Here is a 26,256-nt window from a genome sequence, read left to right on the forward strand (position 1 = left end):
CCTGCCGTCGGGAGCTCCCGACGCCGCGTCACTCCCGGACGGCGGCGGCCCTCCTCGCCTTCCGCTCGCGGCGGCCGCTCCGGGCGACGCTGACCACCAGCGCGATCGAGAGGCCGATCAGGACGTACTCGACGAGCGCGGCGACGACGTCGCCGCCGAAGCCCGGAGTGGTGGACTGGTCGTCGCCGCCCTGCTGCAGGAAGCGGGCGAAGTCGCCGAGCCCGTGCAGCAGGGTCGGCACCCACAGCGTCCCCGTCGCGCGGAGGGCGCCGTAGAAGATCGCGCCGTCCATCGCCAGGAACGCCACGGCGAGCGCCGTTGCGGGCAGCGGGACGCCGTTGATCAGATAGCCGGCGGTGTGCGCGAGGCCGAACGTGATCGAGGTGATCAGCAGCGCGGCCAGCTCGCCGTGGTGCCCGCGGACCGCCACGCGGAAGAGACCGCGGAAGTAGAGCTCCTCGCCGACGCCGATCAGCAGGCAGCCGACCAGGTAGACGAGGACCATCGGCAGCGCCCGCTCCGCCCAGGGCACGGCGAGCAGCAGCAGCACGGTCTGCACGACGAGGACGACCGGGATCGCGAGCAGCCACCAGCGCCGCCGCTCGGTGAACGGCGACGGCGCCGTCCACGCCTCGCGCAGCCAGCCCGCGCGCCGCGCGAACAGCAGGCCGATCACGATGAGGACGCCGACGGGCAGCCAGGTCCCGATCACGAAGTCGAGTGTCTCGTCGCCGCCGGCGAGCGGATCGAGCACCGTGCCGACGCCGGCCGCGATCAGCACGTAGAGGATGGCGGCCGCGATCCCGACCGGGATCGTGCGGGGGACCGGGCGGTGATCGGTGCTCGCGGTCATGCGAGTGCTCCTTCCGAGACGGCGCCCCGGGTCCGACGGCGCTCGCCGAGGACGAGGACGAGCAGCAGGATCAGCCCCGTCGCGATGATCAGGAGGGTGCTGAGGGCGGGCAGGATCCCGGCGATCGTGCCGGCGGGGTGCGCGCCGTGCAGGAAGAGCGTGGGATCGGTGGACGCGTGCAGCAGGATCGGCCCGAGCAGCGTGCCGGTCACCCGGAGCGCCAGGTACATCACGACGCCGAAGCCGAAGGTGTAGACGACCTGGAGCGCGGTGACGGCGAGCCCCTGGTCGCTGGTGAAGACGTTGCCGATGTGCAGGGCCGCGAAGATCCCGGCCGAGACCAGGGCGACCCGGATCTCGCCGTGGCCGCGCTTGCGCATCAGGTTCACGACGAAGCCGCGGGTGAGCGTCTCCTCGGCGAAGCCGACGAACAGGCCGGTCAGCAGCCAGGAGGCGATGAGCGCGCCGCCCGCGCCGGCGTAGTCGAGATCGAGCAGGGCGGACACGTTGATCGCGAGGACGACGGCGACCCCGATCCACATCCAGCCGCGACCGCGGATCCGCTGCGGCGCGAACAGCTCGCGCAGCCAGCCGAGCGAGAGCGCGAAGAGCACCAGCAGCACGCTCGCGAGCAGGATCGGCAGCCCGATCGAGAAGAAGACGTCCGTCGCGGATCCCTCCTCGCCGCGGAGGGGACTGCCGGTGTCGCCGACCACGAAGCCGAGGAGGTAGCCGATCAGCTCGTAGAGGCCGTAGAACACGGCCGCCAGCAGCAGCGCCCGCCGGCCCCCGCCGCGCTCCCAGAACCGCCGCCACGCCGATGCCGTCCGCTGATCGTCCACGAGTACCCCCCTCGTGCCGGCCCGGTGCGGAGCCGACGGCACCACGCTAGCGGCGGGGGAGGCGCCGGCGTCGGTCGTGCTCCCCCTCGGGGGTCAGGCGGGGGCCGGTCGCCCCGGGAGCGCTCTCAGCCCTTCCGGTCCCGCCGCAGGAGGCGGCTCAGCTCGTCGTCGATCGTGGCCAGCGGGGAGCAGCGGGCGATCGACGCCGCCATCTCGACCGCTCGGGCGCGGTAGGACGGGTCGCGCAGGACGGCGCGGATCGCCGTGCCGAGCGCCTCGGCCGAGGGACGCCCGGTCCGCAGGTCGAGGCCGACGCCGAAGTGCGCGACGCGGGCGGCGACCTCGGGCTTGTCCTCGGCGGCGCCGGCGACCACGAGCGGGACGCCGTGGCGGAGGGCGAGCAGGGTGCCGCCGAAGCCGCCGTTGGTGACCATCACGGAGGTCAGCGGCAGCAGCTGCTCGTAGGGCAGGAACTCCGCGGCGCGGGCGTTCGCCGGCAGCGGGCCGAGGGAGGCGAGCGGTGCGCGGCCGGTGCTGACGACGACGAGCACGTCCTCGTGCGCGAGCGCCTCGAGGGTGGGGCGGACGACCTTCCCGAAGTCGTGGTTGTCGAGGGTGCCCTGGGTGACGTGCACCACCGGGCGGCCGTCGTGGAGGTCGGACCACCAGTCGGGCAGGGCGGCCGGAGAGGGGGTGCTCGGGATCGGACCGGCGAAGACCACGTTCGCGCTGAGGTCCGAGCGGGGGTACTCGAACTCCGCCGGGCCCAGCTGCACGAAGCGGTCGAACGCCGCGGTGAAGTCCAGGACGAAGGTGCGCAGGGGCACGCCCGCGGACTCCTGGGTCAGCCGCTCCGCGAGCCGCTGGGTCTTCGCGAAGAGCAGGCGGGCCACGAGGAGGTTCAGCGCGCGGTTCCGCAGCCGCCCGAGCGGCGTGGCGGAGGGCGGCAGTGCCGTGTTGAACGGGGCGACGTCGCGGCTGACCTGCACGAGCGGGCCGATGCCGACGCCGAGGATCGGCGGTCGCGAGGCCGGGTCCGCCTCGAGCAGCGGCAGGATCCCGGCGAAGAAGGAGTCGGTCAGGACCGCGTCGATCCGCTCCCGGTCGAGGATCGCCCGGACGGCGCGGTGCTGCTCCGGCAGGGTCGCCACGAAGGTCTGCTCGACCTGGTACCGCGAGAGCGCGAGGCCGCGGTGCCGGTGCAGATCGGGCAGGAAGCTCGCCTCGTCGCGCTCGTCGAAGTCGGCTCGACCGGTCAGCGCCTCGTGGTGCAGGCCGGCGTCGTGCACGCGCTCCTCGAAGGCGGAGCCGGTCAGCACGATGACGTGGTGCCCCCGCTCCGCGAGATGCCTGCCGATGGCGAGCAGCGGTGCGAGGTGACCGTAGAGGGGAGTGCTGCAGAGCAGGATGGTGGCCACGACGGCTCCTCGATCAGGTCGGTTCGGGGTGGTGCTCGGGGTCTTCGGGGTGGTTCGCGGGGCTCTCGGCGTGCGGCGGGAGGAGCAGGCGGGTGAGCGCGTCCCCGAGGAACCGCTCGAGCTGCTCGGCGCTCCAGCCGCGGTCGAGGGCGAGCAGGTTCCAGAGCTGCGGGCTGGCGAGGGCGTAGAGGATGTCGCCCGCCTGCTCCGGGGTCATGTCGTCGCGCAGCGGACCGCGCACGAGCCGGGCGAACGCCTGCTGGTCGGCGAGACGGCCGGCGCTCTGCCGGGCCAGGTCCTCGCCGAGGGCGGGGTCGTCTTGCGCGGCGGCGGCCATCACGTTCCAGAGCGGCGCGGCCCGCTGCGCCAGGGCGACGGAGTGGTGCGCGAGCTGCCGCAGCTGCCGCTCGGGATCGGACTCCGCCGCGACCGCCGCGACCCAGTCCTGGTCGGTGACGCCCACCTCGGAGTCCTCCCCGGTCGTCATCGCCGCCGTGAGCGCGCGGAGCACGTCGGCCTTGCCGCCGATCGCGAGGTAGATGGTCTGCACGGAGGTTCCGGCCGCGCGGGCCAGCTGCGAGATCGTCGTCCCCGCGTAGCCCTGGGTGAGGAACAGTCCCGCGGCGGCGTCGAGGATCCGCGCCCGGGTCTGCGCCCGATCGGTGTCGCCGCGCTCACGCCGCCGCCGGGCGTCGTAGGGCCGGGAGGCCGCCCTCTGCTCGTCGCCGCCGCTCATCCCGACGGGCTCACGGCGGCGGGCGCCGGGGAAGTCGCGGCGCGGATGGGTGCGGCGGTCACGGAGGTGTCTCCAGGAGTCGAGAGGTGGTGGGTGCGGAGGGAGGCGGATCGCTCGTGGCGGTATCGTGCGACTTCGCGTTTCTCACTATAACAACACTCCAGCGAGATGTGCGGACCTTGTGGTCAGGGGGAGTCGATCGCGTCCACAGCGTCCTCGGCAGGTGCCGCCCGGTCGTCGATCACCCGCAGCCTTGCGACCGCGCTCGCGAAACCGCGGCGGTCCCGGGTGGCGAGCACCCCGACGAGCGCCGCCAGGACGAGCAGCGTCGCGCCGCTCCCGGAGCCGGGGAGTGGCGAGGCGAGCGCGGCCGCCCATCCGCCGGACCCCAGCGCCCAGCGGACCAGCCGCTGCCACAGTGCCGGCGTCGTCGAGGGCGTCAGCCGGACGACCGCCTCGCCGATCGTCCGCCCGGTGCGCAGCACGAGCACGAGCTGGAGCGCCGGCGCCACGAACGCGAGGACGCCCAGCACCAGCGGCGCGAGCCCCGGCGGCACGCCCGGCTCGAGGAGCGCGAGGCCGAGCGCGGTCACCGACGCCAGCGCTCCCGACACCAGGGTCAGCACGAGGGCGTCGCAGAGCATCCCGAACAGCCGGCGGCGCAGGGTGACCGGCCGCGGCTGCTCGGCGTCGCGCTCGGTGCGCCGCCCGGTGAGCAGGACGAGCACGGGAGCGAGCACCGTGCCGAGCAGGGCGCCCGCGGTGTTCGCCAGGATGGTGGTGGCGTCCGCGTCGGCGATGTCGTCGACGTAGCTGGCGATCGCGGCGAGGACGAGCGACTTCTGGTCGGCGGAGAGCGAGGAGACCTGGAGGCCTTCCTTGGTCGGGGGGAACGCCCAGTCGTCGCCGCCCCCGTTGTCCGCGAGGTAGTCGTCCGCGTTGAGGTGCTGCTGGACCTCGTCATAGCCGAGGCCGGTGGCCGTGCCGATGGTCGCCTTCAACAGCGACTCGAACAGAGCGAACTGCGCGTCGGAGAGGTCTCGGATGCTCAGCCCCAGCCGCGGCGGCTGCGCGACCCGCGGGACCGGGCATGGGAACGCAAGCGTGTCCGACAGCCGATCGGCGACCGGGACACGTCCGAGCCGCACGCAGAGCGCGACTGAGCAGAAGAGCGGTGCGCGTGGGCCGGACGCCCCCGCACCGCTCCTCCGGCTCGGCGGCGTCAGCCTCGGTCCCCGGCCGTGACGTGGCTCCCCGTGCGGGTGGGTAGTCCTACTCATCGACAGGTCGGGGCGGAATGCCTACAGTGAGCGGCACGCGGCCTCGGGCTCCTTCGATGCGGCCGCGGCGTCCGGAACCACTCCTCACTGCCGAGAAAGGCGACCGATGTCGTCCTACGCCGCTCCTCGTCCGCTCGCCCGTCCACTGCTCGCAGTGCTCGTCCTGCTGCTCCTGTTCGCGACGCTGATCGCAGCGCCACCCGCGCGGGCGGCGGAGGCGTTGGAGGTTGAGCCGAACGGGTCGACGGCGACTGCTCAACCGCTGGCGCTCGGAACGGGCGTCGCCGCCGTCTTCGGGCCGTCCGGAGACTGCGACAACAATTTCTACGACTGCGACGTCTACCGGATCGCGGCGCCGAGCGCGGGGCGGCTCGTCCTCGACCTGCGGTTCTCGGACTCCCTGGGCACCGCCTCGTCGTTCGAGCTGGTGGTCCAGGACGCCCGAGGCGACTACATCTACACCGAGACGATCTCTTCAGCCGACTACGACGGAAGCCGACTGCGAGGCCTCGGGATGTACGTAGACTCGGGCACGTCCTATGTCCAGCTGAAGACCCGCGTGGCCGGATTCAGCAGCGGGTACATCTGGTCCGGTCAGGCCTACTCCCTCAGCGCGAGCCTCACTCCGGGCGTCGTCGAGACGGAGAAGAACGGCACGACCGCGACGGCCGACGTCATCACCCTCGGACAGACCATCGAGGGATCCATCTTCGACGGTGACTGCAACAGCTCCGACTGCGACTACTTCCGCCTCCAGCTCCCCTCTCCCGCACGGTTGAGCATCGACTTCCGGTTCGCGTGCGACCTCGGGACGGGGAAGGTCTACTCGGTCTCTTCCTACGACAACGCCGGGAACCGGCTGACGACAGCCGACCTCCAGGGTTCGGATTGCGAAGGGGAGACGTTGCGGGCCATGACCGTCGCCGCTCCCGCAGGGAACGTGTACTTCCTCGTTTCCGCTCGCACAGGAGGAGTCACGGCAGGCCTGCCGTATCGGCTCACCGTCACCCGCACCGACACTCCCGCACCCGACGTCGATGTGACGCGCCTTGCGGGGAGCGATCGTCAGGGGACCGCCGTCGAGATATCGAAGGCGACCTTCGCGCCGGGAGTGCCCGTCACTTACGTCGCTACGGGCGGCAAGTTCCCCGACGCGCTCGCCGCCGCCCCGGCCGCTGCGACGCAGGGAGGCCCGCTGCTCCTCGTCGACCGCGACACCATGAGCCAGAGCGTCCGAGACGAGCTGAGCCGCCTCCGGCCGGCGAAGATCGTCGTCGTGGGCTCCGCGCTCAGCGTCGGCGACGGACTCCTGAACGAGCTGCGAGGCTACGCGGGCTCGGGCGGGATCCAGCGCATCGGAGGCGTCGACCGCTACGACACGGCCGACAGGATCGTCCGCTACGCGTTCCCCTCCGGCGCGAGCAGGGCCTGGATCGCCACGGGTGAGAAGTTCCCCGACGCCCTCGGCGCCAGCGCCGCGGCGGGATCCGTCGACGCCCCCGTGCTCCTCGTGAACGGCGGACAGGCATCGGCTGCACCCGCGACCCGGCAGCTCCTGACCGACCTGGGCACGAGCTCGCTCACCATCGCCGGCAGCAGCCTCTCGGTGAGCGAGGGCATCCGCAGCTCACTCGGCGTCCCCTCGACGAGAATCGGCGGGACCGACCGCTACGACACCTCCGAGCAGCTCAACCGGGCCGCGTTCACAGCGGCCGAGACCGTCTACTTCGCCACCGGCGAGAACTTCCCCGACGCCCTCGCCGGCGCTACCGCCGCCGGCTACACGAGCAGTCCCCTGTTCGCGGTCCGCCCCGACTGCGTCCCCCGCAAGGTCCTCGACGACATCACCGCCCTCGGCGCCGACAGAGTCATCCTCCTCGGAGGACCCGGCACACTCTCCGACGACGTCGCACGACTGAAGGCCTGCTGACCGGAGGACCGCGTGCAGAAGGGCCTCCCCGCCGATCCGTCCGGCGGGGAGGCCCCGTGCGTCTCTTCAGATGCCGCGTTGAGCCATCCAAGGGGCTCTGACGTCACGGGCGTGCGCGCATTCTCTTAGTCGGCCGCAGCTCGATCGGGGGTGCTGCGCGCTTCCGGTCGGATCCTCTTGTCAAGCACGATCGATGTCCCGTATGGGGATCGTTCAACGGGACACTGAGCGCGCGTCTCGGGCGGGCCTTCCGCCGACCAGGTCGCCGCCCTCGAGCGCATCGCCAGGGGATCACGGAGCCCCGACGGTGTCTCCGCCCGTTCGTCGTCAGTCGCCCTGGAGCGGGAAGACGTCCCCGTTGAACGGGGAGAGGTCGAGCCACAGGTATCGGTAGCTGCGCTCAGCGAAGAGCCAGCGGCCGTCGCGGCGGACGAGGCGGTCGGTCCAGATGCCGTTGGTGCGGTAGTAGCGTTCGGGTGCGGGGTCGGTCATGGGGTGCTCCTCGATCGGTCGTGGCAGCGGCCTCGTCGAGGCGCCCGGGTGCGGGGCCGGTCCGCGGTCCGGCCGGCGGGAGAGCTTCCGGACTCGGAGAACAGCGATCGCGGACGCCCGGCAAGAGCGGATCGGATGCTTGACAGCGAGCGCTCCGACTCGACGGGGTACTCCACGAGGGCGATTCACCACCGTTCCGAGGGCTCTCACGCTAGGAAGGGACCATGCCGTCCACTCCCGATCGTCTCTGTCCCCTCCGCCGCAGCACGCGGGTCCGCTGATGACCTCGGACTCCAGCGGTTTCGACGCGGCGGTCGTCGCGTTCTCGGCTGCCCTCGAAGGGCGGATCGATCCAGAGGTCAGGACCTTCCCCGACCTCTTCTGCGAGGACGGGACGATCGAGGTGCCGTTCGACGGCGACGGCGACAGCGCGCCGATCGTCGGCCGGCCCGCGATCGAGCGCATGGTCGCCGGTCTCGCGGGCTTCCTGCGCTTCGAGCGGGTCGACTTCACCAGCGTCCTGCCGACCGATCGACCCGATGTCCTGGTCTGCGAGTACGTCGGCGTCCTCGTCCGCGCCGACATGCCGGGAGCGCAGCGCCGACGGTACATCTCCGTTCTCACCCTCCGCGACGGGAGGATCGCGCACATCCGCGAGTACGGCGGGCCGTTCCTGCCCGCTGACCGGTGACCGGGTCCGCTGTCCACGGGTGCGGAGCTGCCGGTGAACGCTGCGGCTGGTCGAGCGGGGTGGCGGCCACGTCCTACTCTCGGAGGACTCGTGGTCGCGACAGAAGGGCATCGCCGTGCGGATTCTCATCATCGGAGCGGGCGCGACCGGTGGTGCGTTCGGGAGCCGCCTGCAGGAAGCCGGCCGCGACGTCACCTACCTGGTGCGTGCCGGCAGGGCCGAATCGCTGCGGAGAGACGGACTCCGCTTCGTCTCGCCTTCGGAGGACCGCACCCTCGACGTGACGACACTGGTCGTGGGGGAGGAGGCGCCCGCCTTCGATCTGGTGCTCGTGACGGTCAAGGCGTCGGCGCTGGAGGACGCCGTGGCCGATGTCCGTGCCTGGGTCGACGCGAAGACGCTCGTGCTGCCGATCCTCAACGGCACGGCGCACATCGACCTGCTGGAGACCGAGTTCCCCGGGCGAGTGCTCGGCGGCTCGGCCAAGATCGTCGCGACTCTCGACGGCGGCGCGGTCCGCCAGATGACCGGGCTCTCGGTGCTCACGATCGGCTCGCTGACGGACGCACCGATGCCGGCCCACGTGGCCGAGGCGCTCGACGTCCCCGGCATCGACCTGCGGGTGTCCGATGACGTGCTCTCCGCGCTGTGGGAGAAGTGGGTCTTCATCGCCGCAGCGGGCGTCGTCACCTGTCTCTTCCGCAGTGCGATCGGCCCGGCCCTCGAGGCGGGGGCCCTCCCGTGGATCCTCGACGCGATCGAGGAGGCGGAGACCGTCGCCGGCGCGGCAGGCCTGCCGGTGTCCGCCTCGGCGCACGAGCAGTCCCTCGCGATCCTCACCGAGGAGGGGTCCGCCTTCACGACCTCGCTCTACCGCGACCTCGTCGCCGGCCTGCCCACCGAGGCCGAGCACCTGCTCGGCGACCTCGCTCGCCGAGCGCGGGAGCTGAGCGTCCCGACGCCGCTCCTCGACCTCACCCTCGTGCAGATCCGAGCGGGAGCTCCGGCTCAGGCGCCCGCCGTCGCTGTCGAAGCGTCCCGCTAGAGGATGGTCGGCCGCGGCGGGGCAGGGGTTCCACGGCGCGCATTGAGCGCCTCGGGAATCGAGTGTCGGTGTCTCCGCTCGGGCGTGACGGACGAGCGGGGTCGTGATCAGCTGTGCCGGCGCCAGTCCTGTCCGCCGCTGACGAGGAGTTCGCCGCCACGGCGTTGGAGCCCGGATGCCGTGGCAGCGGCCCCTGCCTCAGGCGCCGGCGCCGCCGTCGACGGGCACGATGGCGCCCGTCACGGCTGAGGCTCGGTCGCTCAGGAGAAATCCGGCGACTTCGGCGACCTCGAGGGCGGTCGCCATGCGGCCGAGGGGGCTGGCTGCGTTGTTCGCCTCGATGATGCCCGGCGTCCTCTTCTCCCACTCGTCCATCATTTCCGTTGCGGTTCCACCTGGCGTGATCCCATTGACGCGGATGCCTTCCCCGGCCCAGGTCACGGCCGCGGTCTCGGTGATGCTGTTCAGTGCTCGCTTCATCGCCCCGTAGGCGGGCAGGGGCGGAACGGCGCGGCGGCTGCCGATGCTGGAGGTGTTGACGATCGCACCTCCTCCGGATCTCCTCATGAGGGCTGCTTCGGCGAGCATCGCGACCTAGTGAGCACGGAAGTTCACCGCGAACTGCTCGTCGATGTCGTCGTCGGAAGTGGTGTCGAGGGGACCGACGTTCTGCTGGTTCACGCCGCCGTTGTTGAAGGCGCCGTCGAGGCGTCCGTGGAGCTCCTCGACGTGGTCCACGGCGGCGCGGATGCTCGCCCGGTCAGCGAGGTCCATGGCAACGGCATCAGCCGTGCCGCCCTGACCGCGGATCTCGTCGACGATCGAGCCGAGCGCTTTCGTGTTGCGGGCCGCCAGCACGACAGCGGCACCCTCGCCGGCGAAGAGGCGAGCCGCTGCGGCGCCGATGCCACGGCTGGCTCCGCTGATGAAGATGACTTTGCCGGTCAGCAGGCCGATCGGTGTGGATTCGTTGGTGTGTGTCATGCGAACACCGTCGCCGCCCGAAGAATCCGCATCCAGGCACAAACGGTACGAGGATCCATCGCCGGCTCAGGCGCACACTGGGGAGCATGGACAAGGGTGAGCTTGCAGCGTTCCTCCGAAGTCGCCGCGAGCGTCTTCGGCCGGAGGACGTCGGATTACCGTCGGGACCACGCCGCAGAACACCGGGACTGCGCCGGGAGGAGATCGCCGTTCTCGCGCACATCTCCACCGAGTACTACGCCCGTCTCGAACAGGGCCGCGCTCCTCGACCCTCGGACGTCGTCCTGGGTGGTATCGCTGGTGCTCTCCGTCTCACGTCCGAGGAGTCCGACCACCTGCACCGGCTCGCCGGCACCGCTCCGACCCCGTCGGGCTTGCACCGTCGCGACGTTCGACCGAGCGTCCTCGCGCTCCTCGAACGACTCCCGCACACCGCCGGCATCGTCCTGTCCGCCACCTTCGAGGTGCTCGCGTGGAACGATCTCGCAGCAGCCCTCATGGAGGACTTCTCGTTGCTGCCGCCGCGCGACCGCAACCTCGCGAGGAAGACCTTCCTCGCCGCAGAGCAGCCACCGGAAGCGATCTACGGCATCTCGGACGAGATCGCGTTCCAAGAGGGCGTCGTCACGCAGCTCCGCAGCGCTCACGCCACGTACCCCTCGGACCCCGTCGTCGCGGAACTGATCGAGGACCTCCTTGCCGGCAGCGCCGAGTTCGCACGGCTCTGGAAACGGCACGACGTTCAGACGCCGCCACCCCTGCGGAAGACGTTCCGCCGTACACCCGTGGGGGCGATCACCGTCGACTGCGACTCCCTCGCCATCACCGAACGCGACCAGCATCTCGTGCTCTACACCGCGCCGGCAGGCTCACGGGACGCCGAGAACCTCGCCTTGCTGGAGGTTCTCGGCTCCGAGCCGCTCACCGCCCGACGAGACCTCTGACCAGCGAGCTCAGGGCCGGCGCGTCTGTCGAGTCGAGCGGTGGGCGAAGTGAGTCCGATGAGAACTTGTCACCCCAGTCCAAGCCGGCGCGCTTGTCCCGTGAGGGGATTCCTCATCGGGACGGCGAGGAGTCCTGCGCGAGCCGCTCGAGCACCTGCATCAGGGTCGCGCGATCGATGCCGTCGGTGCGATCGACGAGGTGCCTGCGGACAGCGGCGGCGTGGATCGGCCGGGCAGCGCGGACGGCATCCCGCCCCTCATCGGTGATCTGCACGTGGACGCCGGCGTCCGCGCTCCGACGACCGAGCAGACCGCGCTGCTCCATGCGGGTCAGTTGGTGCGAGAGGCGGCTGCGGTGCCACTGCATCGAGGTGGCGAGGTCGCTCTGGCGGAGCTCCCCGCCGCCGAGCTCGACCAGGCGCGTCAGGATGCCGAAGTCCGGGTCGGAGAGACCCGTGCCGGTCTTGATCTCCTCGGCGACGCGCTGCCGGACCTGGTCCGCTGCGATCTTCCACGCATGCCAGAGAAGTTGCTCCTGCTCGCTCAGCGGTGCGGTCATCCACCCAGCCTACGGCGCCGGTGTTGACACGACAACGGCCGGAGCGCAGAGTGTTGACATGACAACACTCAGAAATTCTGCGACGAAGCTCGCCCTCGTCACCGGCGGCAACAAGGGCATCGGCCTGGCCATCGCGCGCGGCCTCGCACGGCAGGGGTTCACCGTCCTGCTCGGAGCGAGGAGCGTCGACGCCGGCCGGGACGCGGCGGGGACCCTCGACGGCGACGTCCGGCCCGTCCTTCTCGACGTCACCCGGCAGGACCACGTCGATGCCCTCGCGGCGCGCGTCGCGCAGGAGTTCGGGCGTCTCGACGTGCTGGTGAACAATGCCGGCGTCAACACGCTCACCTTCCACCCGATGGATCACCTGCCGACGCCGACCGAGGAGACAGTCGACGACATCAGGAGCGTGTACGAGGTCAATGTCTTCGCCGTCGTGCGGATGATGACGGCGTTCCTGCCGCTCCTCACCCGGGCGGAGGATGGGCGGGTGGTGAACATCACGAGCAAGCGCGGCTCGCTCGGCGAGGAGGGCGCCTGGGTGGGGCAGCCCTCCATGGCCTACTCCAGCTCGAAGACCGCCCTCGACGCGCTGACCGTGCACTACGCCCGCGAGTTCGCCGCCACGACGCTGAAGATCAACGGCGCGGCCCCGGGACACGTCGCCACTGACTTCAACGACTTCCGCGGCAGCAGGACGCCGGACGAAGGCGCGGCGGTCGCCGTCCGCCTGGCCACCCTGCCCGCCGACGGCCCGACCGGCGCGGTCTTCGAGGACGACCACCGGCTCGCCTGGTGAGCGACCGGCAGGCCATCGGTCATCGGACACGAGAGTTGATGGGTTCGATAGGACGCCCCGCCGACGACCATCGGGCCGTTGGCGGGGCGCCGGCGGCCGCTTCTTGGTCACGGCGTGATCACGCGCAGCGGGCGCCGGACTGCCGCTGGTTGTGGCGCGCTACCCGTTGATGCCGACCTGCCACTCGGCGTCGAGCTGGCCGAACTCTCCGTCGTAGCAGCGCTTCTCGTCTCCCGAGTCGATGTTGTCGGTGAGGTTCGAGTAGCTGATGATCGGTCCGGACTCGTCCACGCGGAAGAGCTTCAACCCGGCGTCTTTCATGCAGGCTCGATAACGGGCGAATCCGTCGCGGTACTCGCTCTCAGTCACGACACCGTCTGCGAGGGCCTCCGTGAGGGCAGCGGAGGGCTCGGGATCGTCGGCCGGCTTGATCCACGATGCCCAGAAGGTGTACCGAGCCCGTCCGTCCGCAACCACCGTGACCGTGTGCTCTCCATCGCCGAAGACCGGCAGGAACGCACCGCCGTTCGTGATGCTGCGGAGGTTGCCGTCGCAGTTGATCCCCGGCCTGGCTTCCCCGTCGACTTCCAGATCGAAGCGGCCGCGGTCGACGCAGACGAAGGCGGTCGCGATCTTCGCGGAGGGGTCCGGCGCCGGGCCCAGCTGCACTTCGGTCCGACCCTGCCCGTTGATGACAACAGGCGTTCCGTAGAACGTGGCATCCCCTTCGGTGAGTGCCTGGGTGACCTCTGCGATGTTCACGGTCGAATCCGGTGCATCACTCTCGAGCGCTGCTGCCGAGACGGCGCCGGAAAGGATCCCGGCTGCCACGAATGCACTGACGGAGGCGGCGAGGGTGCGTCGGCTGCGAGGAGCGCGCACCGGCGTGGCGGTAGGTGTTGCAACGAGCATCCGTCGCAGCTCGTGGTCGCGGTCCGACAGACCCGGTTCAGATTTCACGGGTGATTCCTTTCGCAGAGAGAGCAGTAGTGATGTCGAGTTGCTGGCGCAATCGACTCTTCGCGCGGGAGAGGCGCGACTTGACGGTTCCGACCCGGACGCCCAGCACGTGGGCTGCCTCCTGGTCCGTGAGGTCTTCGAGCACGCAGAGGGTCACTACCTGGCGGTCGAGGAGGGAGAGGTTGCGCAGCGCGGAGGTCGCTTCGCCCTCATCGGTTAGGTCAGCGGGGTCCTCGTGCGGCTCGGGCGTGGGTAGTCGACTCAGGGCCGCCTGGTACCGCTTGGACGCCCGGGCGAGATTGTTCATCGCGTAGGTGCAGGTGCGCAGCAGCCAGGGCAGCATCGAGCCGTCCACGAAGCGGATCGCCTCTCGCCGGCGCCACGCCTCGAAGAAGGAGACAGCTACGGCGTCGTCCGCGTCGGTCCCGCCTGGTGCCAGGGCGTGAGCGTGGCGGTAGAGACGTCCCCGGTGACGGTCGAAGAGGATCCCGTAGGCATCCCCGTCGCCCGCCACGGCTCGGGCCCAGACCTCTTCATCGCTGTGCTCACTCACACTAGGAAGTGTCCGCGACCGCGCAGAACGTTCCCTTGCCACCGAAAGTTCCTCCGACACCTTCGCCTAGGTCTACGGATGCAGACGCAGCAACCGTCCCGTTGAGGGATGGATCACCGAGACGGCGGCTGGTCGGTCAGCTCCGTGCGCCACCAAGCCGACAGATGGTCGAGCGCCGCCGTACTCGCCTTCGTCAAACGCGTGCGGGTCGCTTCCCGATCGGCACCGGTGAGGACCGCGTCGCCGATGGCTTCGGTGGTCTGCTGCACGACCGCGACGAGTGCGGCTGCTTGGGCACGCCGAGTCATCGAGTCCATCCCCCTGCCAGCCAATTCCGCTGCAACCGCGGTCGTGGCGTCGCTGTAGAACTCCAGAGCCCGGCGCCGGAGCACCGTGCTGAGTCTGCACTGAGCGGGGAACTCCCCTCGTGCCAGGGCCGGATCCTCCTCGACGTACCGATCGATGTCCTCGAGGACGATGGCGCGCATCGCCTCGGCCGGGGACTGTTGTGCGCCTCGCTCGGCGACCGCGGCTCGAATTCTCTCGAGCACCTCGTCCGCTCGATCGAAGACGAGATCGGGCTTGGTCGGGAAGTAGTTGTAGACCGTCTGATCCGAGACGGCAGCGGCACGCGCGACGTCCGAGATGGACACCTCGTCGTACCCGTGCTCCGCGAAGAGGCGTGCAGCGACGTCGCCCAGGCGCGCGCGGGTCTCTCGCTTCCTGCGCTCTCGAAGTCCCGACGCGACGACCGTGCCTGCTTCCCCCATTCCGCCAGTCTGCCATGAAGAGTTGAGTGACTCAAAGTTTCTGTTACGGTGACGAAGTTCGAGTCACTACACATTCGGCGGGAGCCGGGGAACGAGGATGTCCGATGAACGCGCACAGGCAGAGGCGAGTGCTCATCTCGGGAGCGAGCTTCGCGGGGCTCGCGACGGCGCTCTGGATGCGCCGGCTCGGCTACGAGGTCACGATCGTTGAGATCGGATCCGGCCTGAAGCGAGGAGGCACCCCGGTCGATATCCGCGACGACACCATCGCGATCGTCGAGCGGATGGGCCTGCTCGAGCAGATCTCGGCGAAGGCACTTGCTCCTCGCGTGACGGAGTTCACGACACCGGAAGGCGACCTCATCGCACGGATCGACCCCGAGCCGCCCACAGCGGACACGGCGGGCGACGGTTACGAGATCCACCGTGATGATCTGCTCGACATCCTCGCCGCGGCGACGGAGGGCGAGGTGGAGATGCTGTGGAGCAACTCCATCGCGTCGCTGCACGAGCTCGACGAGGAGAGCGTTCGCGTCACCTTCCATGACGGCACCGAGAGAGACTTCTCCCTGGTGTTCGGCTGCGACGGCAACCACTCCACGGTGCGCGGACTGCACTTCGGTCAGGAAGCGCTCTACAGCCACTTCCTCCAGACATACTTCTCCATCGCCACCCTCGACACCCTCCTCATCGCCCCTCAGACGACCCGGATCACCAATGCGCCGGGCGTGACGATGCTGGTGAACTCGTACGACTCCACCACCGAACTCGTTCTCGGCTTCCGCTCCGAGAAGGAGATCCCGTACGACCACCACGACGAGGAGGAGCAGAAGAGCATCCTCCGCGAGCACCTGCTGCACGCCGGCCCGCCGTTCTCTGATCACCTCCAACAGGCGATGGACGTCGAGACCTTCTACTTCGACAAGCTCAGCCAGATCAAGATGCCGGCGTGGACATCAGGACGCGTCGCGCTCGTCGGCGACGCCGGCTACTGCGCATCGCCTGCCGCGGGCATGGGAGGGTCGCTCGCCGTCATTGGCGCCACAGCGCTTTTCGACGCCTTCCAGGCGGCGGATGGCGATGTCGAGCAGGCGTTCGCCCACTACGAGCACGCACTCCGCCCGGTCGTCGACGAGATCCAGCACGACGCCGAGCACATCGGCGTCAGCAGCTACTTCCCCGCGACCGAAGAGCAGATCCGGGCCCGCAACAACATGCTGCTCGGGCACTGAGCAACCCGCGACTCACGAAGGGGAAGCCCCTGCTCGCCATTCCCACCCAGCCCGACGAGCTGTGGGCCTCACTCGAGCGTTACGTCGCTGTGCAGAACGCCGATCCGACCGGCACACCGGTGCCTTACTCGGTCAGCCTCAGAGGACGATGACGTTGATGAACCAGGCTGCACCGAGGCTGTCGGGGAGCATGCCTTAGGCACCTATCGTCCCGGGCCCTCGACGCCGGACTCGCCCTTGCGCGCCGTGAAGCCGCGATGCAGAGGGGGATCAGTTGGCGAAGCGGGCGTCCGATAGCCGGTCGTTCACCGCGTCAGGTCGACGAGCGGGGTTCACCCCGTAGGGGCGGGGGCGGCAGCGTCCCGTTAGACCCGCCCGATGAGATGCCCGATGACGGGGCGGCTATCGGGACACAAGGATGGTGGATTTCAAGACGAGGCCGCGCACTCGAGCCGTGGTGTTCGGCGACGTCGAGCGGCAGCTGCGTTCCGATCCCCGTTTGACGGAGGAGCGGATCGTGTGGACGGAGAACGCAGACGGCAGCCGAGCAGCCGCACCGCCCGCTCGGACGCCGCTTGAGTTCATCGTGTCGGAGTTGAGGATCGGGCGGTCGCTCCCTCACGGATGTCGCCGCCGAGCAGTCGGCCCGCACCGGACCGGCCGTCATGCGGTACCGCTGCAGCACCCCGGCGGAAGGAGACCCGCGCACGCTCGACGTCGACGAGTCCCACACCGCCTTCGGAGAGCCGTCGATCGACGCGGCCTCCCGGAGGAACGATAGACCATCGCCCGCAGCATCCTCACGGCGGAGTTCCGCAAGCGGGCGGTACGTCGATCGCGGGGACCCGGCTGCTGACCTCGGACTCGGTTCAGCGTCCGCTCACACCCGCGCCTCAGCGCCGCACGGCCTGCACGTAGCCGAGCACGTCCCGTCCGAGCGCTGACGTGTGCGGCCAGGAGTCCGAGATGCGGCGGGCGAGAGGGGTGAGCAGCGCGGCCTCGGACTCGCGGTCGCCCCGGAGGTGCGCCTCCAGCGCCGCCGTCAGCGTGCGGCGCGCGTCGGCCCGAGCGCCCGGGGCGAGGTCGTCGTCTGCGGCGTCGGCGGTCCGCTGAATCAGCCGCTCGAGAGTCGTCGTCATCGTCGCATTCTTCGGAGCCTCAGTATCCGGAGCCGTCCGCCACCGCACCGAGCGCCGCCGCCGTGCCGAGCGCGATCAGCGACTGGTCGGTCGCGACGGCGACCCGCGGGAAGCCGAGGCTGCGAAGCTGCCGGGCGCGGTCCGGGTCGCCGGCGTAGGCACCGGCGCCCTTGCCTGCGCGTCGGGCGGCCGCGGCGATCCTCGGCAGCGGGTCCTCGGGTCCGTCCGCGGCGAGCAGGTCGGGCAGCTCCCGGCCGAGTCCGATCGCGAGGTCGAACGGGCCGACGAAGACGCCGGCGACCCCCGGCACCGCGAGGATCTCCTCGACCGCGTCGAGGCCGGACTGCGTCTCGATCATCAGCCAGAGGGCCGGCCGCGACTCGGCGGCCGACGGGGGCGCGGCGTCCCAGAGGTCGGTCATCGGACCCCAGCTGCGCCGTCCGAGCGGCGGGTAGTGCGCGGCGCGGACCGCCGCGGCCGCGTCCTCGACCGACTCGATCATCGGGACGACGACGATGTCCGCTCCGGCGTCGAGCGCCCGCCCGATCAGCGGGTCCGAGAGCCCGGCGACCCGGACGGCGACGGGCGGCCGCTCGCGCACCGTCGCCAGCGCGCGCATGGTCGCGAGCACCGCGGCGTCGTCGAAGGCGCCGTGCTGCGCGTCCAGGCAGAGCCAGGCCGGCTTGCCCCGCGCGATCTGCGCCACCGTCAGCGGCTCGCCGAGCCGGCACCACACCCCGTCGGCACGACCGTCCCCGAGTACCCGCTCCGCATCCACGGATCCGATCCTCGCGCATCGGGGCGTCCGCGAGCGAGGAGCCTCCGGTGCCGATGTCGGTGGAGTCGACCTACACTCGGACGTATTCGAACACATGTTCGATCCCGTGAGGAGGGCCGAGAATGAGCGTGACCGTGGTGGACCGCATCGCGACCCCGGCCCGGGACGCCGTGGCCGTCTCCCTCCTCGTCCCCGCCGACGCGGTGGCGGCGGGCTTCCCGTCGCCGGCGCAGGACTACTTCGACGGCTCGCTCGACCTCAACGACCACCTCATCCGGGACAAGACCTCGACATTCATCGTCCGCGTCTCGGGCGAGAGCATGACCGGCGCCGGCATCAGCGACGGCGACGAGCTGGTGGTCGACCGCTCGCTGACCCCGACGCACGGCAGCGTCGTGATCGCGATCCTCGACGGTGAGCTGACCGTGAAACGGCTCGAGCTGAGCCCCGGGGGAGTGGTGCTGCGCGCGGAGAACCCGGACTACCCGCCGATCCTCGTCGCCGAACTCAGCGACCTCCAGATCTGGGGCGTCGTCACCGTCTGCCTGCACCGGCTGCACCGTGCGCTCTGAGCGGCGGATCGGCCTGGTCGACGTGAACAGCTTCTACGTCTCTTGCGAGCGGCTGTTCGACCCGAAGCTGCAGGGGCGGCCGGTGGTCGTCCTCTCGAACAACGACGGCTGCGTGGTCGCCCGCTCGGACGAGGTGAAGAAGCTCGGCATCGAGAACGGGACGCCCTGGTTCAAGGTCCTGCCCCTGATCCGCTCGGGACGCCTCCCGGAGGTGATCGCCCGCTCCAGCAACTACGAGCTGTACGGCGAGCTGTCCGCGCGGGTGATGGAGCTGCTGGGCCGCTACTCGGCCTGGCAGGAGGTGTACTCGATCGACGAGAGCTTCCTCGGCGTCGACGGCGACGTGGCGGAGCGGGCGAGGATCGGCCGGGCGATGCGGGCGGCCGTCGCGAAGAACGTCGGCCTGCCCGTGTGCGTCGGGTTCGGGCCGAGCAAGACGCTCGCGAAGTTCGTCAACAAGGGCGGTGCGAAGAAGCACCCGCGCCTGGGAGGCGTCTGCGACACCGACTGGTACACCCCCGAGCAGCTCGACGCGCTGATGGCGTCGCAGCACGTCACCGAGCTGTGGGGCGTCGCGGGCCGCACCGGGAAGCGCCTCGCGGAGCTGTCCATCCACACGATCCGGGACCTGCGCGATGCCGACCCGGCGCTGATCCGGAAGAAGTTCTCGGTGGTGCTGCAGCGCTCCGTCTACGAGCTGCGCGGGGTCGACTGCATCCCGCTCGAGGCGGCGCGGACCGTCCGGGACCAGCTGATCTTCTCGCGCTCGTTCGCCACTCCGGTGACGACGATCGCGGACATGGAGCAGGTGCTCTCCGTCTACGCGCAGCGCGCGGCCCACCGCCTCCGCGCGCAGGGGTCGGTGACGAAGACGATGAGCGTCTTCGCGTCGACGTCGCCGTTCGCGGACGCGCCGTACGAGTCCGCGGGTGGGCTGGCCGGCTTTCCCGTGCCCACGGACGACCCGGTGGCGATCGTGAAGGCGGCGATCGGGACGCTGCGGCCTCGGCTGCGCGAGGGCGCCCGCTACGTGCGGGCCGGCGTGATCCTGACGAACCTGTCGCCGCGCGACTCGCACGCCCTCCTCGAGGTGTTCGACACCGCGTTCGACAGCAAGGGTCTCGGCGCGACGATCGACGCCGTGACCAAGCGCCACGGCCGCTCCGCCGTCGGCCTCGGGCTCGCCGGGATCCGCAAGGGACCGGTCTGGACGATGAAGCGCGCCGCGCTGTCGCTGCGCGCCACGACGCACTGGGGGGAGCTGGCGACGGCGCACGCGCGCTGATCCGCTTCGTCCCGCTCGACCGGTTGTCCATGAAGGCGCGCGGGCAGGTGAGCGACGGCGGACGACGACCTCCTCCCCGCCCTGGCAGACCGTCGTCGAGGTCGCCGGCAGCGGCATCGCGGAGAGCCTCAGCATCGGAGCGCTGCGGCGCCGGCCCGGGCGCGGGCCGACTCCGATGCAGGCCATGGCGGGTTCATCGGGAGTGCATAGCGTCGTCGCCGATCCTGATCTCCCGGCGGGGACCCCGCAAAGGGTGATGCTCAGGGAAGGTCGATGCGATGAGCACGGTGCTGCGAACAGTTCGACCGGCGCCCGCAGCGGCGGACGGCCCGGGGGTGGACGTCTCTTCGGGTGAGCGCCGCCGCCGGGCCCTCCGGCGGCGGAGACGCTCGGCCGATGCGCTGGTGACCGCGTGCGTCGTGTCGGTCGCTGTCGCGATCGCGCTGTTCCTCGCCTCCGGTGGTCCCGAGGCCGTGACCGACCTGCCGACTGCGCTGTCGGCGGCGGGGATCGTCGCCGGGCTGGTGGGGACCGATCTGCTCCTGCTGATGCTGGTCCTCGCCGCGCGCATCCCGTGGATCGATCGCACCTTCGGTCAGGACGTCGCGACGGCGCTGCACCGGCGGCTCGGCAAGCCCGCCCTCCTGCTGATCCTCGGTCACGGCCTGCTCCTCACGGTCGGCTACGCGATGACGGACGGTCTCGACCTCGTGCAGGAGAGCCTCGCCCTCTACTCCGGCAGCGACCTGCTGCTCGCCCTGCTCGCGACCGCGCTGCTGCTGCTCGTCGTGGTCACCTCGCTGGTCGCGGTGCGCCGCCGGTTCGCCTACGAGGCGTGGCACGCGATCCACCTCCTCAGCTACGCGGCCGTGCTCGTCGCGGTGCCGCATCAGCTCTCCGCCGGTCAGGTCCTCGCCGAGGGGTCCGCGCAGCGCGCCTACTGGATCGCCCTCTACGTCGCGGCGTTCGGCTCCGTCGCGTGGTTCCGGTTCGCCGTGCCCGTCGTGCGCACCCTCCGCCACCGCATCCGGGTCGAGGCGGTCGAGACGATCGCACCCGGGGTGTTCTCGCTGCACTTGACGGGGCGACGGATGCGCTCCCTCGGCGCCGTCGGCGGTCAGTACGCGATCTGGCGGTTCTGGAGCGCCGGCACCTGGTGGCACGCCCACCCCGTCTCCTTCTCCGCGGTCCCCACCGACCGCACCGCCCGGATCACCGTCCGCGTGCTGGGCGCCGGCACCGCACGCCTCGCTCGACTGCGGCCGGGCACGGCCGTGTCGATCGAGGGCCCCTACGGGATCTTCACCGACACGGCGCGCACCGCTCCACTCCTCGCCGTCGTCGCCGCGGGCATCGGCATCACCCCCGCGCGCGCACTCCTCGAGCACAGTGCCCTGCAGTCGGGCGAGGCCACCGTCCTCCTGCGCGGGGCGGACCACGCGCAGGACCGCCTCTGGGACGAGACGGGCGAGCTCGTGCGCCGCGGAGGCGGCACGCTCTACTGGATGCAGGGGCATCGCCCGTCCGGCAGCGACACCTGGCTGTCCGCCGAGGCTCTCTCGCGAGGCGTCACGCTGACCTCGGTGTTCCCGCGGCTGCTCGACTCCGACCTCTACGTCTGCGGACCGGACGCCTGGAGCGAGGTCGTCCTCCGCGACGCCCGCAGCGCGGGCCTCCCCGAGCACCGGATCCACGTCGAGAGGTTCAGCTGGTGAGGACGCGCGCCGCCCTCGTGAGCGTCCTCGCGTCCACGGCCGTCCTCGTCATCGGCTGGGACCTCGGCGCCGCGGGGAGCACTCCCGCCGCACCGGCCCCGGAGGCCGCAGCGCCGGCCGTCTCGACTCCGACTCCGGTTCCGACCTCTTCGAGCGGCTCGAGCGGCTCCGGCACGTTCGAGGTTCCGACGCCGAGCTCCACTCCGTCGACGCCCTCGGCGCCCGCCGGCACCGGCGGAACCGACAGCAGCGGCGACACCGACAGCACCGGCGGAACGGACGGCACCTACACGGGGACCGCCGTCGCGACCCGCTACGGCGACGTGCAGGTCGCGATCACCGTCGCCGGTGGCGCGATCACGGACGTGACCGCGCTGCAGCTGACGGACAAGGAGAACCGGTCGGTCTCGATCTCGAACCGTGCCGCGCCGATCCTGCGCAGCGAAGTCCTCGCCGCGCAGAGCGCCGACGTCGCCTCGGTCAGCGGCGCGACCTACACCAGCGACGCCTACCTCGACTCGCTGCAGTCCGCGATCGACCAGGCCGGCCTGTGATCTCCAGCTTCGCCACGATGGGAACGGTCGCGAGCCTCCGGGCCGAGGCCGACGCGCCGCTGGCGGCGATCCGGGCGGTCTTCCGGTCCGCGGACGAGCGGTTCAGCCTGTACCGGCCGGAGTCGGAGGCGAGCAGGATCGCCGACGGCCGCCTCCGCCTCGCCGACGCGAGCGCGGAGATGCGCGACGCCTACGCCGAGGCCCTCGAGTGGCGGACCGCCACCGACGGCGCCTTCACCCCGCACCGCCCGGACGGCGTGCTCGACCTCGCCGGCACGGTCAAGGCCCGCGCGATCGCGGCGGCGGGGAGGCTGCTGGAGCGCGGCGGCGACGCGCCGTGGCTCCTGACCGTCGGGGGCGACGTCCTCGGATCCCGCGCCGTCGACGCCCACGACGCACCGGTCCGAATCGGGATCGTCGACCCCGACGACCGCCGTTCGCTCCTGTGCGCCGTCCAGCTCACCGGCGACCGGCGCGCCGTCGCGACGTCGGGCACCGCGGAGCGCGGGGAGCACGTCTGGCGGCGCCCGCACGACGCGAACGGGGTGCGCTTCCGCCAGGTCACCGTCCTCGCGGGCGACATCCTCACCGCCGACGTTCTCGCCACCGCGGTCCTCGCCGGCGGCGAGCCGACCCTCGACCGCGTCCTCTCCCGCTGGGACGTGGACGTCCTCGCCTGCGGCACCGGGGGAGACCTGCTGGTCTCCGACCGGCTCCGCGCGGCGATCAGCGCTCGCCCGACAATGCAGGCGAGCGTCATAGACGGGTCATAGGAAGCGCAAAGGACGCGGCGGCTGAATGGGGACACCTCGCTCGCCGACCTCGGGTCGGCCCGTCTTCAGGAGTTCTCGTGCTCGCATTCGCCACCGTCGCCATCGACCTCGTCGCCATCGCTCTGCTGACGTTCGGCATCTACTTCCCCCGCCACCGGCGTCGGGACCTCGTCGCCGCCTTCCTCGGCGTGAACGTCGGCGTCCTCGCCGTCTCGCTGGTCCTGGCCTCCAGCACGGTCGGAGCCGGTCTCGGGCTGGGCCTCTTCGGGGTCCTCTCGATCATCCGTCTGCGCTCGGACGAGATCGAGCAGCACGAGGTCGCCTACTACTTCTCCGCTCTGGCCATCGGCCTCATCAGCGGCCTGGGCACCGCGCCGTCCGCGCTGACGGTCGGTCTGATCGCGCTGATCATCGCGGTCCTGTTCATCGCCGACCACCCGCGGCTGTTCCCGCGCACCCGTCAGCAGACGATCACTCTCGACAGCGCCTTCACCGACGAGGGCGCCCTGACCGCTCACCTGGCCGCGCTGCTCGGCGGCCGCATCCGGTCGGTGCAGGTCCGTCAGCTCGATCTCGTCAACGACACCACGCAGGTCGACGTCCGCTTCGACGTCGCGGAGCGCCGCGCCCGCGGCGGGCAGCACGACGAGCTCGCCCCGGCCACCTCCGCCGTCGGCGTCCCGGTCTCGCGATGACCGCCGTGACGGCGTCGCGCCTGCAGTCGTTCGCCCCGATCAGCCTCCCCGAGCTCGTCGACCAGGCGTCGCTGCAGACCCGCATCGACCGCAAGTACCTGATTCCCGCGGGCAGCCTGGACGCCGTGCTCGCCCGACTCGACGACAGCACGCGCGTGCTCGAGATCGGCGGGCGCCGCGACTGCGACTACGAATCGGTCTACTTCGATACCCCGCAGCTGGACAGCTACCACCTCGCCGTGCGCGGCCGCCGGCGGCGCTTCAAGATCCGCACCCGCACCTATCTGGACTCCGCGACGAGCTACCTCGAGGTGAAGACGCGCGGATCCCGCAGCAGCACCGTCAAGGAGCGGATCGACCACCCGGCCGGACGGCGCGACGAGCTCACCGCGGAGGGTCTCACCTACATCGACGAGACCCTCGCCGCGACCGGCATCGCCCTGGACTCCCGAGAACTCGCCCCGGTGCTGTCCACCGAGTACGCCCGGACGACGCTCTTCCTCCCCGGATCCGCCACCCGCGCCACGATCGACACCCGCCTCGTCTGGCGGCTGCGCAGCGCACCGGCCCGAGTGCTGGATCGACCGGCCGTGGTCGTCGTCGAGACCAAGTCGGCCTCCCGCCCGTCCGAGGTCGACCGGGCGCTCTGGGCCGAAGGCCACCGCCCCGTCTCGCTCTCGAAGTACGGGACCGGGATGGCCGCGTTCCGCTCCGAGCTCCCCGCCAACAAGTGGACCCGCACCCTCGACCGTCATTTCGACCGGGCCCCCGCCCGAGTCGTCTCTCCCCGATAGGACCACCATGCACAACCGCTCCCGCCCGCTGTCCGTCCTCGCCGTCCTGGGTCTCACCGGCGCTCTCCTCACCGGCTGCAGCGCCGCCGCGGTCGCCGGCTCCGCCTTCGGCACCACCACCGACTCGAGCTCCACCGCCCCCACCGGCACGAGCACCGACGACACGGAGGCGGGCACCACCGTCGAGGCCGTCGGCACCTCCCTCGACTCCACCGCCACGCAGATCCTCGCGGCGAACACCGCCGTGCACGCCACCGACCAGGCCGCCGACGCCGCCTCGACGAGCATCACCCTCTCCGGCGACAGCGCCGCGGCAGACGGGGACGCCGTGCGCGTCGACGGCTCGACCGTCACCATCACCGACGCCGGCACCTACGTCCTCAGCGGCACCCTCACCGACGGCCAGGTCGTGGTGGACACCACCGCCGAAGGAACCGTGCGACTCGTGCTCGACGGCGTCGACATCACGAGCTCCACCGGTTCCGCGATCACGGTCACCGCCGCCTCCGACGTCGTCGTCGAACTCGCCACCGGATCGACGAACACCCTCAGCGACACCGCCTCCTACGCCGAGGACGCGGAGTCGAACGCCGCGCTGTACAGCGCCGCCGACCTCACCGTCACGGGCGAGGGCTCGCTCGAGGTGCACGGCAACGGCAACGACGGCATCACCGGCAAGGACGGCCTCGTCATCCTCTCCGGCACCATCACCGTCGATGCGGTCGACGACGGCATCCGCGGCAAGGACTACCTCGTCGTCCGGGGCGGCACCCTCGCCGTCACCGCCGGCGGCGACGGACTCACCTCCGACAACGAGGAGGACGCCACCGCGGGCTTCGTCTCGATCGCCGGAGGCGACATCACCGTCGACGCGCAGGGCGACGCCGTCGTCGCCGTCACGGACATCGTCGTCACCGGAGGAAACCTGGACCTCACCGCGGGAGGAGGCAGCGGCGCGCAGCTCGCGACCGACGCCTCCGCCAAGGGTCTCAAGGCCGGGATCATCGTCGACCTCGAGGGCGGCGACGTGACCATCGACTCCGCTGACGACGCCGTGCACTCCGACACCTGGGTGCACACCACCGCCGGAACCCTGACGCTCGCCACCGGCGACGACGGCGTCCACGCCGATTCGGCCCTGCTCCTCGATGGAGCCGACATCGCCGTGACCGACTCGGTCGAGGGGATCGAGAGCGCCGACATCCGGATCACCGACGGCGACGTCTCCGTGGTCTCCAGCGACGACGGCCTGAACGCCTCCGGCGGAACCGGCACGGACTCCGACGGAGCCGCGACCGGCACCACCGGCGGCCCCGGCGGAGGCATGGGCGGCGAGGGCGACGACGGCTCCGTGATCACCCTCAGCGGCGGCACGGTCACCATCGATGCCGAGGGCGACGGCTTCGACTCGAACGGCAGTGCGACGATCAGCGGCGGCAGCCTCGTCGTGAACGGCCCCGAGCAGAGCGGCAACGGCGCACTCGACGTCAACGGCACCCTCGTCGTCACCGGCGGAGAGGTGCTCGCCACCGGAAGCGCCGGGATGATGGTCTCGCCCGACGCGTCCTCGACCCAGGGCTGGATCTCCTCCGCCCTCAGCAGCACCCTCCCCGCGGGCACCGATGTGACGATCACCGACGCGGACGGCACCACCGTCACGACGTTCACGACGTCGAAGACGATCGCGGGCGTCGTCTACGCCGGCCCGGAGATCACCTCCGGCGAGAGCTACACCCTCACCGCCGACGGCACGACCCTCGCCACCGTCACCGCGGGCACGGCTGCCGCCGGAGGTGGCGGCATGCGCGGCGGCCGCTGACCCTCGAGAATCGACACCACTGAAGTGCCGGCCGGACTTTCTTC

Annotated in this window: 26 protein-coding genes and 1 pseudogene; 14 read left to right on the forward strand and 13 right to left on the reverse strand. The window is 71.1% G+C overall.

All coding sequences use genetic code 11. From position 1 onward, the window contains the following. Window positions 1–28: 28 nt before the first annotated feature. The 5 genes from MT353_RS10065 to MT353_RS10085 form a co-directional block, all read right to left on the reverse strand. Entirely contained in the window at window positions 29–853 is an 825-nt protein-coding gene (locus MT353_RS10065; RefSeq protein WP_243624306.1) for a CPBP family intramembrane glutamic endopeptidase, read from the reverse strand. Next, a complete protein-coding gene (locus MT353_RS21950) occupies window positions 850–1,695 on the reverse strand; it encodes a CPBP family intramembrane glutamic endopeptidase (RefSeq protein WP_243624307.1) in 846 nt (281 codons plus the stop codon). Before MT353_RS21950 ends, MT353_RS10065 begins: the two co-directional genes overlap by 4 nt. Window positions 1,696–1,820: 125 nt before the next feature. Then, complete coding sequence (locus MT353_RS10075) at window positions 1,821–3,113, reverse strand: glycosyltransferase (RefSeq protein WP_243624308.1); 1,293 nt, start codon at window positions 3,111–3,113, stop codon at window positions 1,821–1,823. Between the two features lie 13 nt (window positions 3,114–3,126). Continuing rightward, the gene (locus tag MT353_RS10080; protein ID WP_243624309.1) at window positions 3,127–3,849 is read right to left on the reverse strand and encodes a TetR/AcrR family transcriptional regulator; all 723 of its coding nucleotides are present in this window, start codon (window positions 3,847–3,849) and stop codon (window positions 3,127–3,129) included. Window positions 3,850–4,034: 185 nt separating this feature from the next. Then, window positions 4,035–4,850: an RDD family protein gene (locus MT353_RS10085; RefSeq protein WP_243624310.1), complete on the reverse strand. Its 816-nt coding sequence runs from the start codon at window positions 4,848–4,850 to the stop codon at window positions 4,035–4,037. Between the two features lie 385 nt (window positions 4,851–5,235). Between MT353_RS10085 and MT353_RS10090 the strand changes: the two genes are divergently transcribed. After that, window positions 5,236–7,059: a cell wall-binding repeat-containing protein gene (locus tag MT353_RS10090; RefSeq protein WP_243616281.1), complete on the forward strand. Its 1,824-nt coding sequence runs from the start codon at window positions 5,236–5,238 to the stop codon at window positions 7,057–7,059. A gap of 327 nt (window positions 7,060–7,386) precedes the next feature. Here MT353_RS10090 and MT353_RS10095 read toward each other — a convergent pair whose 3' ends face one another. Beyond that, on the reverse strand, window positions 7,387–7,551 hold the full coding sequence (locus MT353_RS10095) for a hypothetical protein (protein WP_243600041.1): 165 nt from the start codon (window positions 7,549–7,551) through the stop codon (window positions 7,387–7,389). 280 nt (window positions 7,552–7,831) lie between these two features. On the opposite strand from MT353_RS10095, the gene MT353_RS10100 reads away from it, so the two are divergent. After that, on the forward strand, window positions 7,832–8,242 hold the full coding sequence (locus MT353_RS10100) for a nuclear transport factor 2 family protein (protein WP_123735699.1): 411 nt from the start codon (window positions 7,832–7,834) through the stop codon (window positions 8,240–8,242). Window positions 8,243–8,357: 115 nt separating this feature from the next. Further along, a complete protein-coding gene (locus tag MT353_RS10105; RefSeq protein ID WP_243624311.1) occupies window positions 8,358–9,287 on the forward strand; it encodes a 2-dehydropantoate 2-reductase in 930 nt (309 codons plus the stop codon). A gap of 198 nt (window positions 9,288–9,485) precedes the next feature. Here MT353_RS10105 and MT353_RS10110 read toward each other — a convergent pair. After that, a pseudogene (locus MT353_RS10110) lies at window positions 9,486–10,271 on the reverse strand (SDR family NAD(P)-dependent oxidoreductase). An 86-nt stretch (window positions 10,272–10,357) separates the two neighbouring features. Here MT353_RS10110 and MT353_RS10115 point away from each other — a divergent pair. After that, entirely contained in the window at window positions 10,358–11,215 is an 858-nt protein-coding gene (locus tag MT353_RS10115) for a helix-turn-helix transcriptional regulator (RefSeq protein ID WP_243587000.1), read from the forward strand. Between the two features lie 112 nt (window positions 11,216–11,327). On the opposite strand, the gene MT353_RS10120 is transcribed toward MT353_RS10115, so the two are convergent. Next, window positions 11,328–11,774, reverse strand: coding sequence for a MarR family winged helix-turn-helix transcriptional regulator (locus tag MT353_RS10120; protein WP_127886769.1), 447 nt, complete (start codon window positions 11,772–11,774; stop codon window positions 11,328–11,330). Between the two features lie 58 nt (window positions 11,775–11,832). Between MT353_RS10120 and MT353_RS10125 the strand changes: the two genes are divergently transcribed. After that, window positions 11,833–12,573, forward strand: a complete 741-nt coding sequence (locus MT353_RS10125; protein WP_243624312.1) for an SDR family NAD(P)-dependent oxidoreductase — start codon at window positions 11,833–11,835, stop codon at window positions 12,571–12,573. A 159-nt stretch (window positions 12,574–12,732) separates the two neighbouring features. Here MT353_RS10125 and MT353_RS10130 read toward each other — a convergent pair whose 3' ends face one another. From MT353_RS10130 to MT353_RS10140, 3 genes are all read right to left on the reverse strand, one after another. Further along, window positions 12,733–13,533, reverse strand: a complete 801-nt coding sequence (locus tag MT353_RS10130; protein WP_243624313.1) for a hypothetical protein — start codon at window positions 13,531–13,533, stop codon at window positions 12,733–12,735. Continuing rightward, window positions 13,523–14,086 (reverse strand): RNA polymerase sigma factor, encoded by a 564-nt coding sequence (locus tag MT353_RS10135; RefSeq protein ID WP_243624314.1) that lies wholly within the window; start codon window positions 14,084–14,086, stop codon window positions 13,523–13,525. The genes MT353_RS10130 and MT353_RS10135 overlap by 11 nt, the downstream gene beginning before the upstream one ends. 113 nt (window positions 14,087–14,199) lie before the next feature. Further along, on the reverse strand, window positions 14,200–14,856 hold the full coding sequence (locus tag MT353_RS10140; protein ID WP_243624315.1) for a TetR/AcrR family transcriptional regulator: 657 nt from the start codon (window positions 14,854–14,856) through the stop codon (window positions 14,200–14,202). Window positions 14,857–14,960: 104 nt separating this feature from the next. On the opposite strand from MT353_RS10140, the gene MT353_RS10145 reads away from it, so the two are divergent. After that, entirely contained in the window at window positions 14,961–16,088 is a 1,128-nt protein-coding gene (locus MT353_RS10145; protein ID WP_243624316.1) for an FAD-dependent monooxygenase, read from the forward strand. Window positions 16,089–16,981: 893 nt separating this feature from the next. Here MT353_RS10145 and MT353_RS10150 read toward each other — a convergent pair. Both MT353_RS10150 and MT353_RS10155 read right to left on the reverse strand, forming a co-directional pair. Further along, window positions 16,982–17,227, reverse strand: a complete 246-nt coding sequence (locus MT353_RS10150) for a hypothetical protein (RefSeq protein ID WP_243624317.1) — start codon at window positions 17,225–17,227, stop codon at window positions 16,982–16,984. Window positions 17,228–17,246: 19 nt separating this feature from the next. After that, entirely contained in the window at window positions 17,247–18,005 is a 759-nt protein-coding gene (locus tag MT353_RS10155) for an aldolase/citrate lyase family protein (protein ID WP_243624318.1), read from the reverse strand. Between the two features lie 122 nt (window positions 18,006–18,127). On the opposite strand from MT353_RS10155, the gene MT353_RS10160 reads away from it, so the two are divergent. The 8 genes from MT353_RS10160 (at window position 18,128) to MT353_RS10195 (ending at window position 26,212) form a co-directional block, all read left to right on the forward strand. Beyond that, window positions 18,128–18,577: a LexA family transcriptional regulator gene (locus MT353_RS10160; protein WP_123446383.1), complete on the forward strand. Its 450-nt coding sequence runs from the start codon at window positions 18,128–18,130 to the stop codon at window positions 18,575–18,577. Further along, window positions 18,567–19,862, forward strand: coding sequence for a Y-family DNA polymerase (locus tag MT353_RS10165; protein ID WP_243600072.1), 1,296 nt, complete (start codon window positions 18,567–18,569; stop codon window positions 19,860–19,862). Before MT353_RS10160 ends, MT353_RS10165 begins: the two co-directional genes overlap by 11 nt. Before the next feature lie 404 nt (window positions 19,863–20,266). Next, window positions 20,267–21,577 carry a ferric reductase-like transmembrane domain-containing protein gene (locus MT353_RS10170; protein WP_243616293.1) on the forward strand — a complete coding sequence of 437 codons (1,311 nt, stop codon included), beginning with the start codon at window positions 20,267–20,269 and terminating at the stop codon, window positions 21,575–21,577. Continuing rightward, on the forward strand, window positions 21,574–22,131 hold the full coding sequence (locus tag MT353_RS10175; protein ID WP_243600074.1) for an FMN-binding protein: 558 nt from the start codon (window positions 21,574–21,576) through the stop codon (window positions 22,129–22,131). Before MT353_RS10170 ends, MT353_RS10175 begins: the two co-directional genes overlap by 4 nt. After that, window positions 22,128–22,904 (forward strand): FAD:protein FMN transferase, encoded by a 777-nt coding sequence (locus MT353_RS10180; protein WP_243600075.1) that lies wholly within the window; start codon window positions 22,128–22,130, stop codon window positions 22,902–22,904. Before MT353_RS10175 ends, MT353_RS10180 begins: the two co-directional genes overlap by 4 nt. A 77-nt stretch (window positions 22,905–22,981) precedes the next feature. After that, entirely contained in the window at window positions 22,982–23,599 is a 618-nt protein-coding gene (locus tag MT353_RS10185) for a DUF4956 domain-containing protein (protein WP_123733210.1), read from the forward strand. Beyond that, window positions 23,596–24,393 (forward strand): polyphosphate polymerase domain-containing protein, encoded by a 798-nt coding sequence (locus MT353_RS10190; protein ID WP_243600076.1) that lies wholly within the window; start codon window positions 23,596–23,598, stop codon window positions 24,391–24,393. Before MT353_RS10185 ends, MT353_RS10190 begins: the two co-directional genes overlap by 4 nt. A gap of 7 nt (window positions 24,394–24,400) precedes the next feature. Further along, window positions 24,401–26,212, forward strand: coding sequence for a carbohydrate-binding domain-containing protein (locus MT353_RS10195; RefSeq protein WP_243616294.1), 1,812 nt, complete (start codon window positions 24,401–24,403; stop codon window positions 26,210–26,212). Window positions 26,213–26,256 lie beyond the last annotated feature (44 nt).

Origin of the sequence: Rathayibacter sp. VKM Ac-2927, from assembly GCF_022815525.1 — a bacterium.
GTDB lineage: Bacteria > Actinomycetota > Actinomycetes > Actinomycetales > Microbacteriaceae > Rathayibacter > Rathayibacter festucae.

Coding starts and splice junctions, on each gene's coding strand:
- MT353_RS10195 (WP_243616294.1), top strand. CDS start 24,401: ATGCACAACCGCTCCCGCCCGCTGTCCGTCCTCGCCGTCCTGGGTCTC.
- MT353_RS10080 (WP_243624309.1), bottom strand. CDS start 3,849: ATGAGCGGCGGCGACGAGCAGAGGGCGGCCTCCCGGCCCTACGACGCC.
- MT353_RS10140 (WP_243624315.1), bottom strand. CDS start 14,856: ATGGGGGAAGCAGGCACGGTCGTCGCGTCGGGACTTCGAGAGCGCAGG.
- MT353_RS10160 (WP_123446383.1), top strand. CDS start 18,128: ATGAGCGTGACCGTGGTGGACCGCATCGCGACCCCGGCCCGGGACGCC.
- MT353_RS10190 (WP_243600076.1), top strand. CDS start 23,596: ATGACCGCCGTGACGGCGTCGCGCCTGCAGTCGTTCGCCCCGATCAGC.
- MT353_RS10125 (WP_243624312.1), top strand. CDS start 11,833: ATGACAACACTCAGAAATTCTGCGACGAAGCTCGCCCTCGTCACCGGC.
- MT353_RS10145 (WP_243624316.1), top strand. CDS start 14,961: ATGAACGCGCACAGGCAGAGGCGAGTGCTCATCTCGGGAGCGAGCTTC.
- MT353_RS10095 (WP_243600041.1), bottom strand. CDS start 7,551: ATGACCGACCCCGCACCCGAACGCTACTACCGCACCAACGGCATCTGG.
- MT353_RS10090 (WP_243616281.1), top strand. CDS start 5,236: ATGTCGTCCTACGCCGCTCCTCGTCCGCTCGCCCGTCCACTGCTCGCA.
- MT353_RS10150 (WP_243624317.1), bottom strand. CDS start 17,227: ATGACGACGACTCTCGAGCGGCTGATTCAGCGGACCGCCGACGCCGCA.
- MT353_RS10115 (WP_243587000.1), top strand. CDS start 10,358: ATGGACAAGGGTGAGCTTGCAGCGTTCCTCCGAAGTCGCCGCGAGCGT.
- MT353_RS10120 (WP_127886769.1), bottom strand. CDS start 11,774: ATGACCGCACCGCTGAGCGAGCAGGAGCAACTTCTCTGGCATGCGTGG.
- MT353_RS10065 (WP_243624306.1), bottom strand. CDS start 853: ATGACCGCGAGCACCGATCACCGCCCGGTCCCCCGCACGATCCCGGTC.
- MT353_RS10100 (WP_123735699.1), top strand. CDS start 7,832: ATGACCTCGGACTCCAGCGGTTTCGACGCGGCGGTCGTCGCGTTCTCG.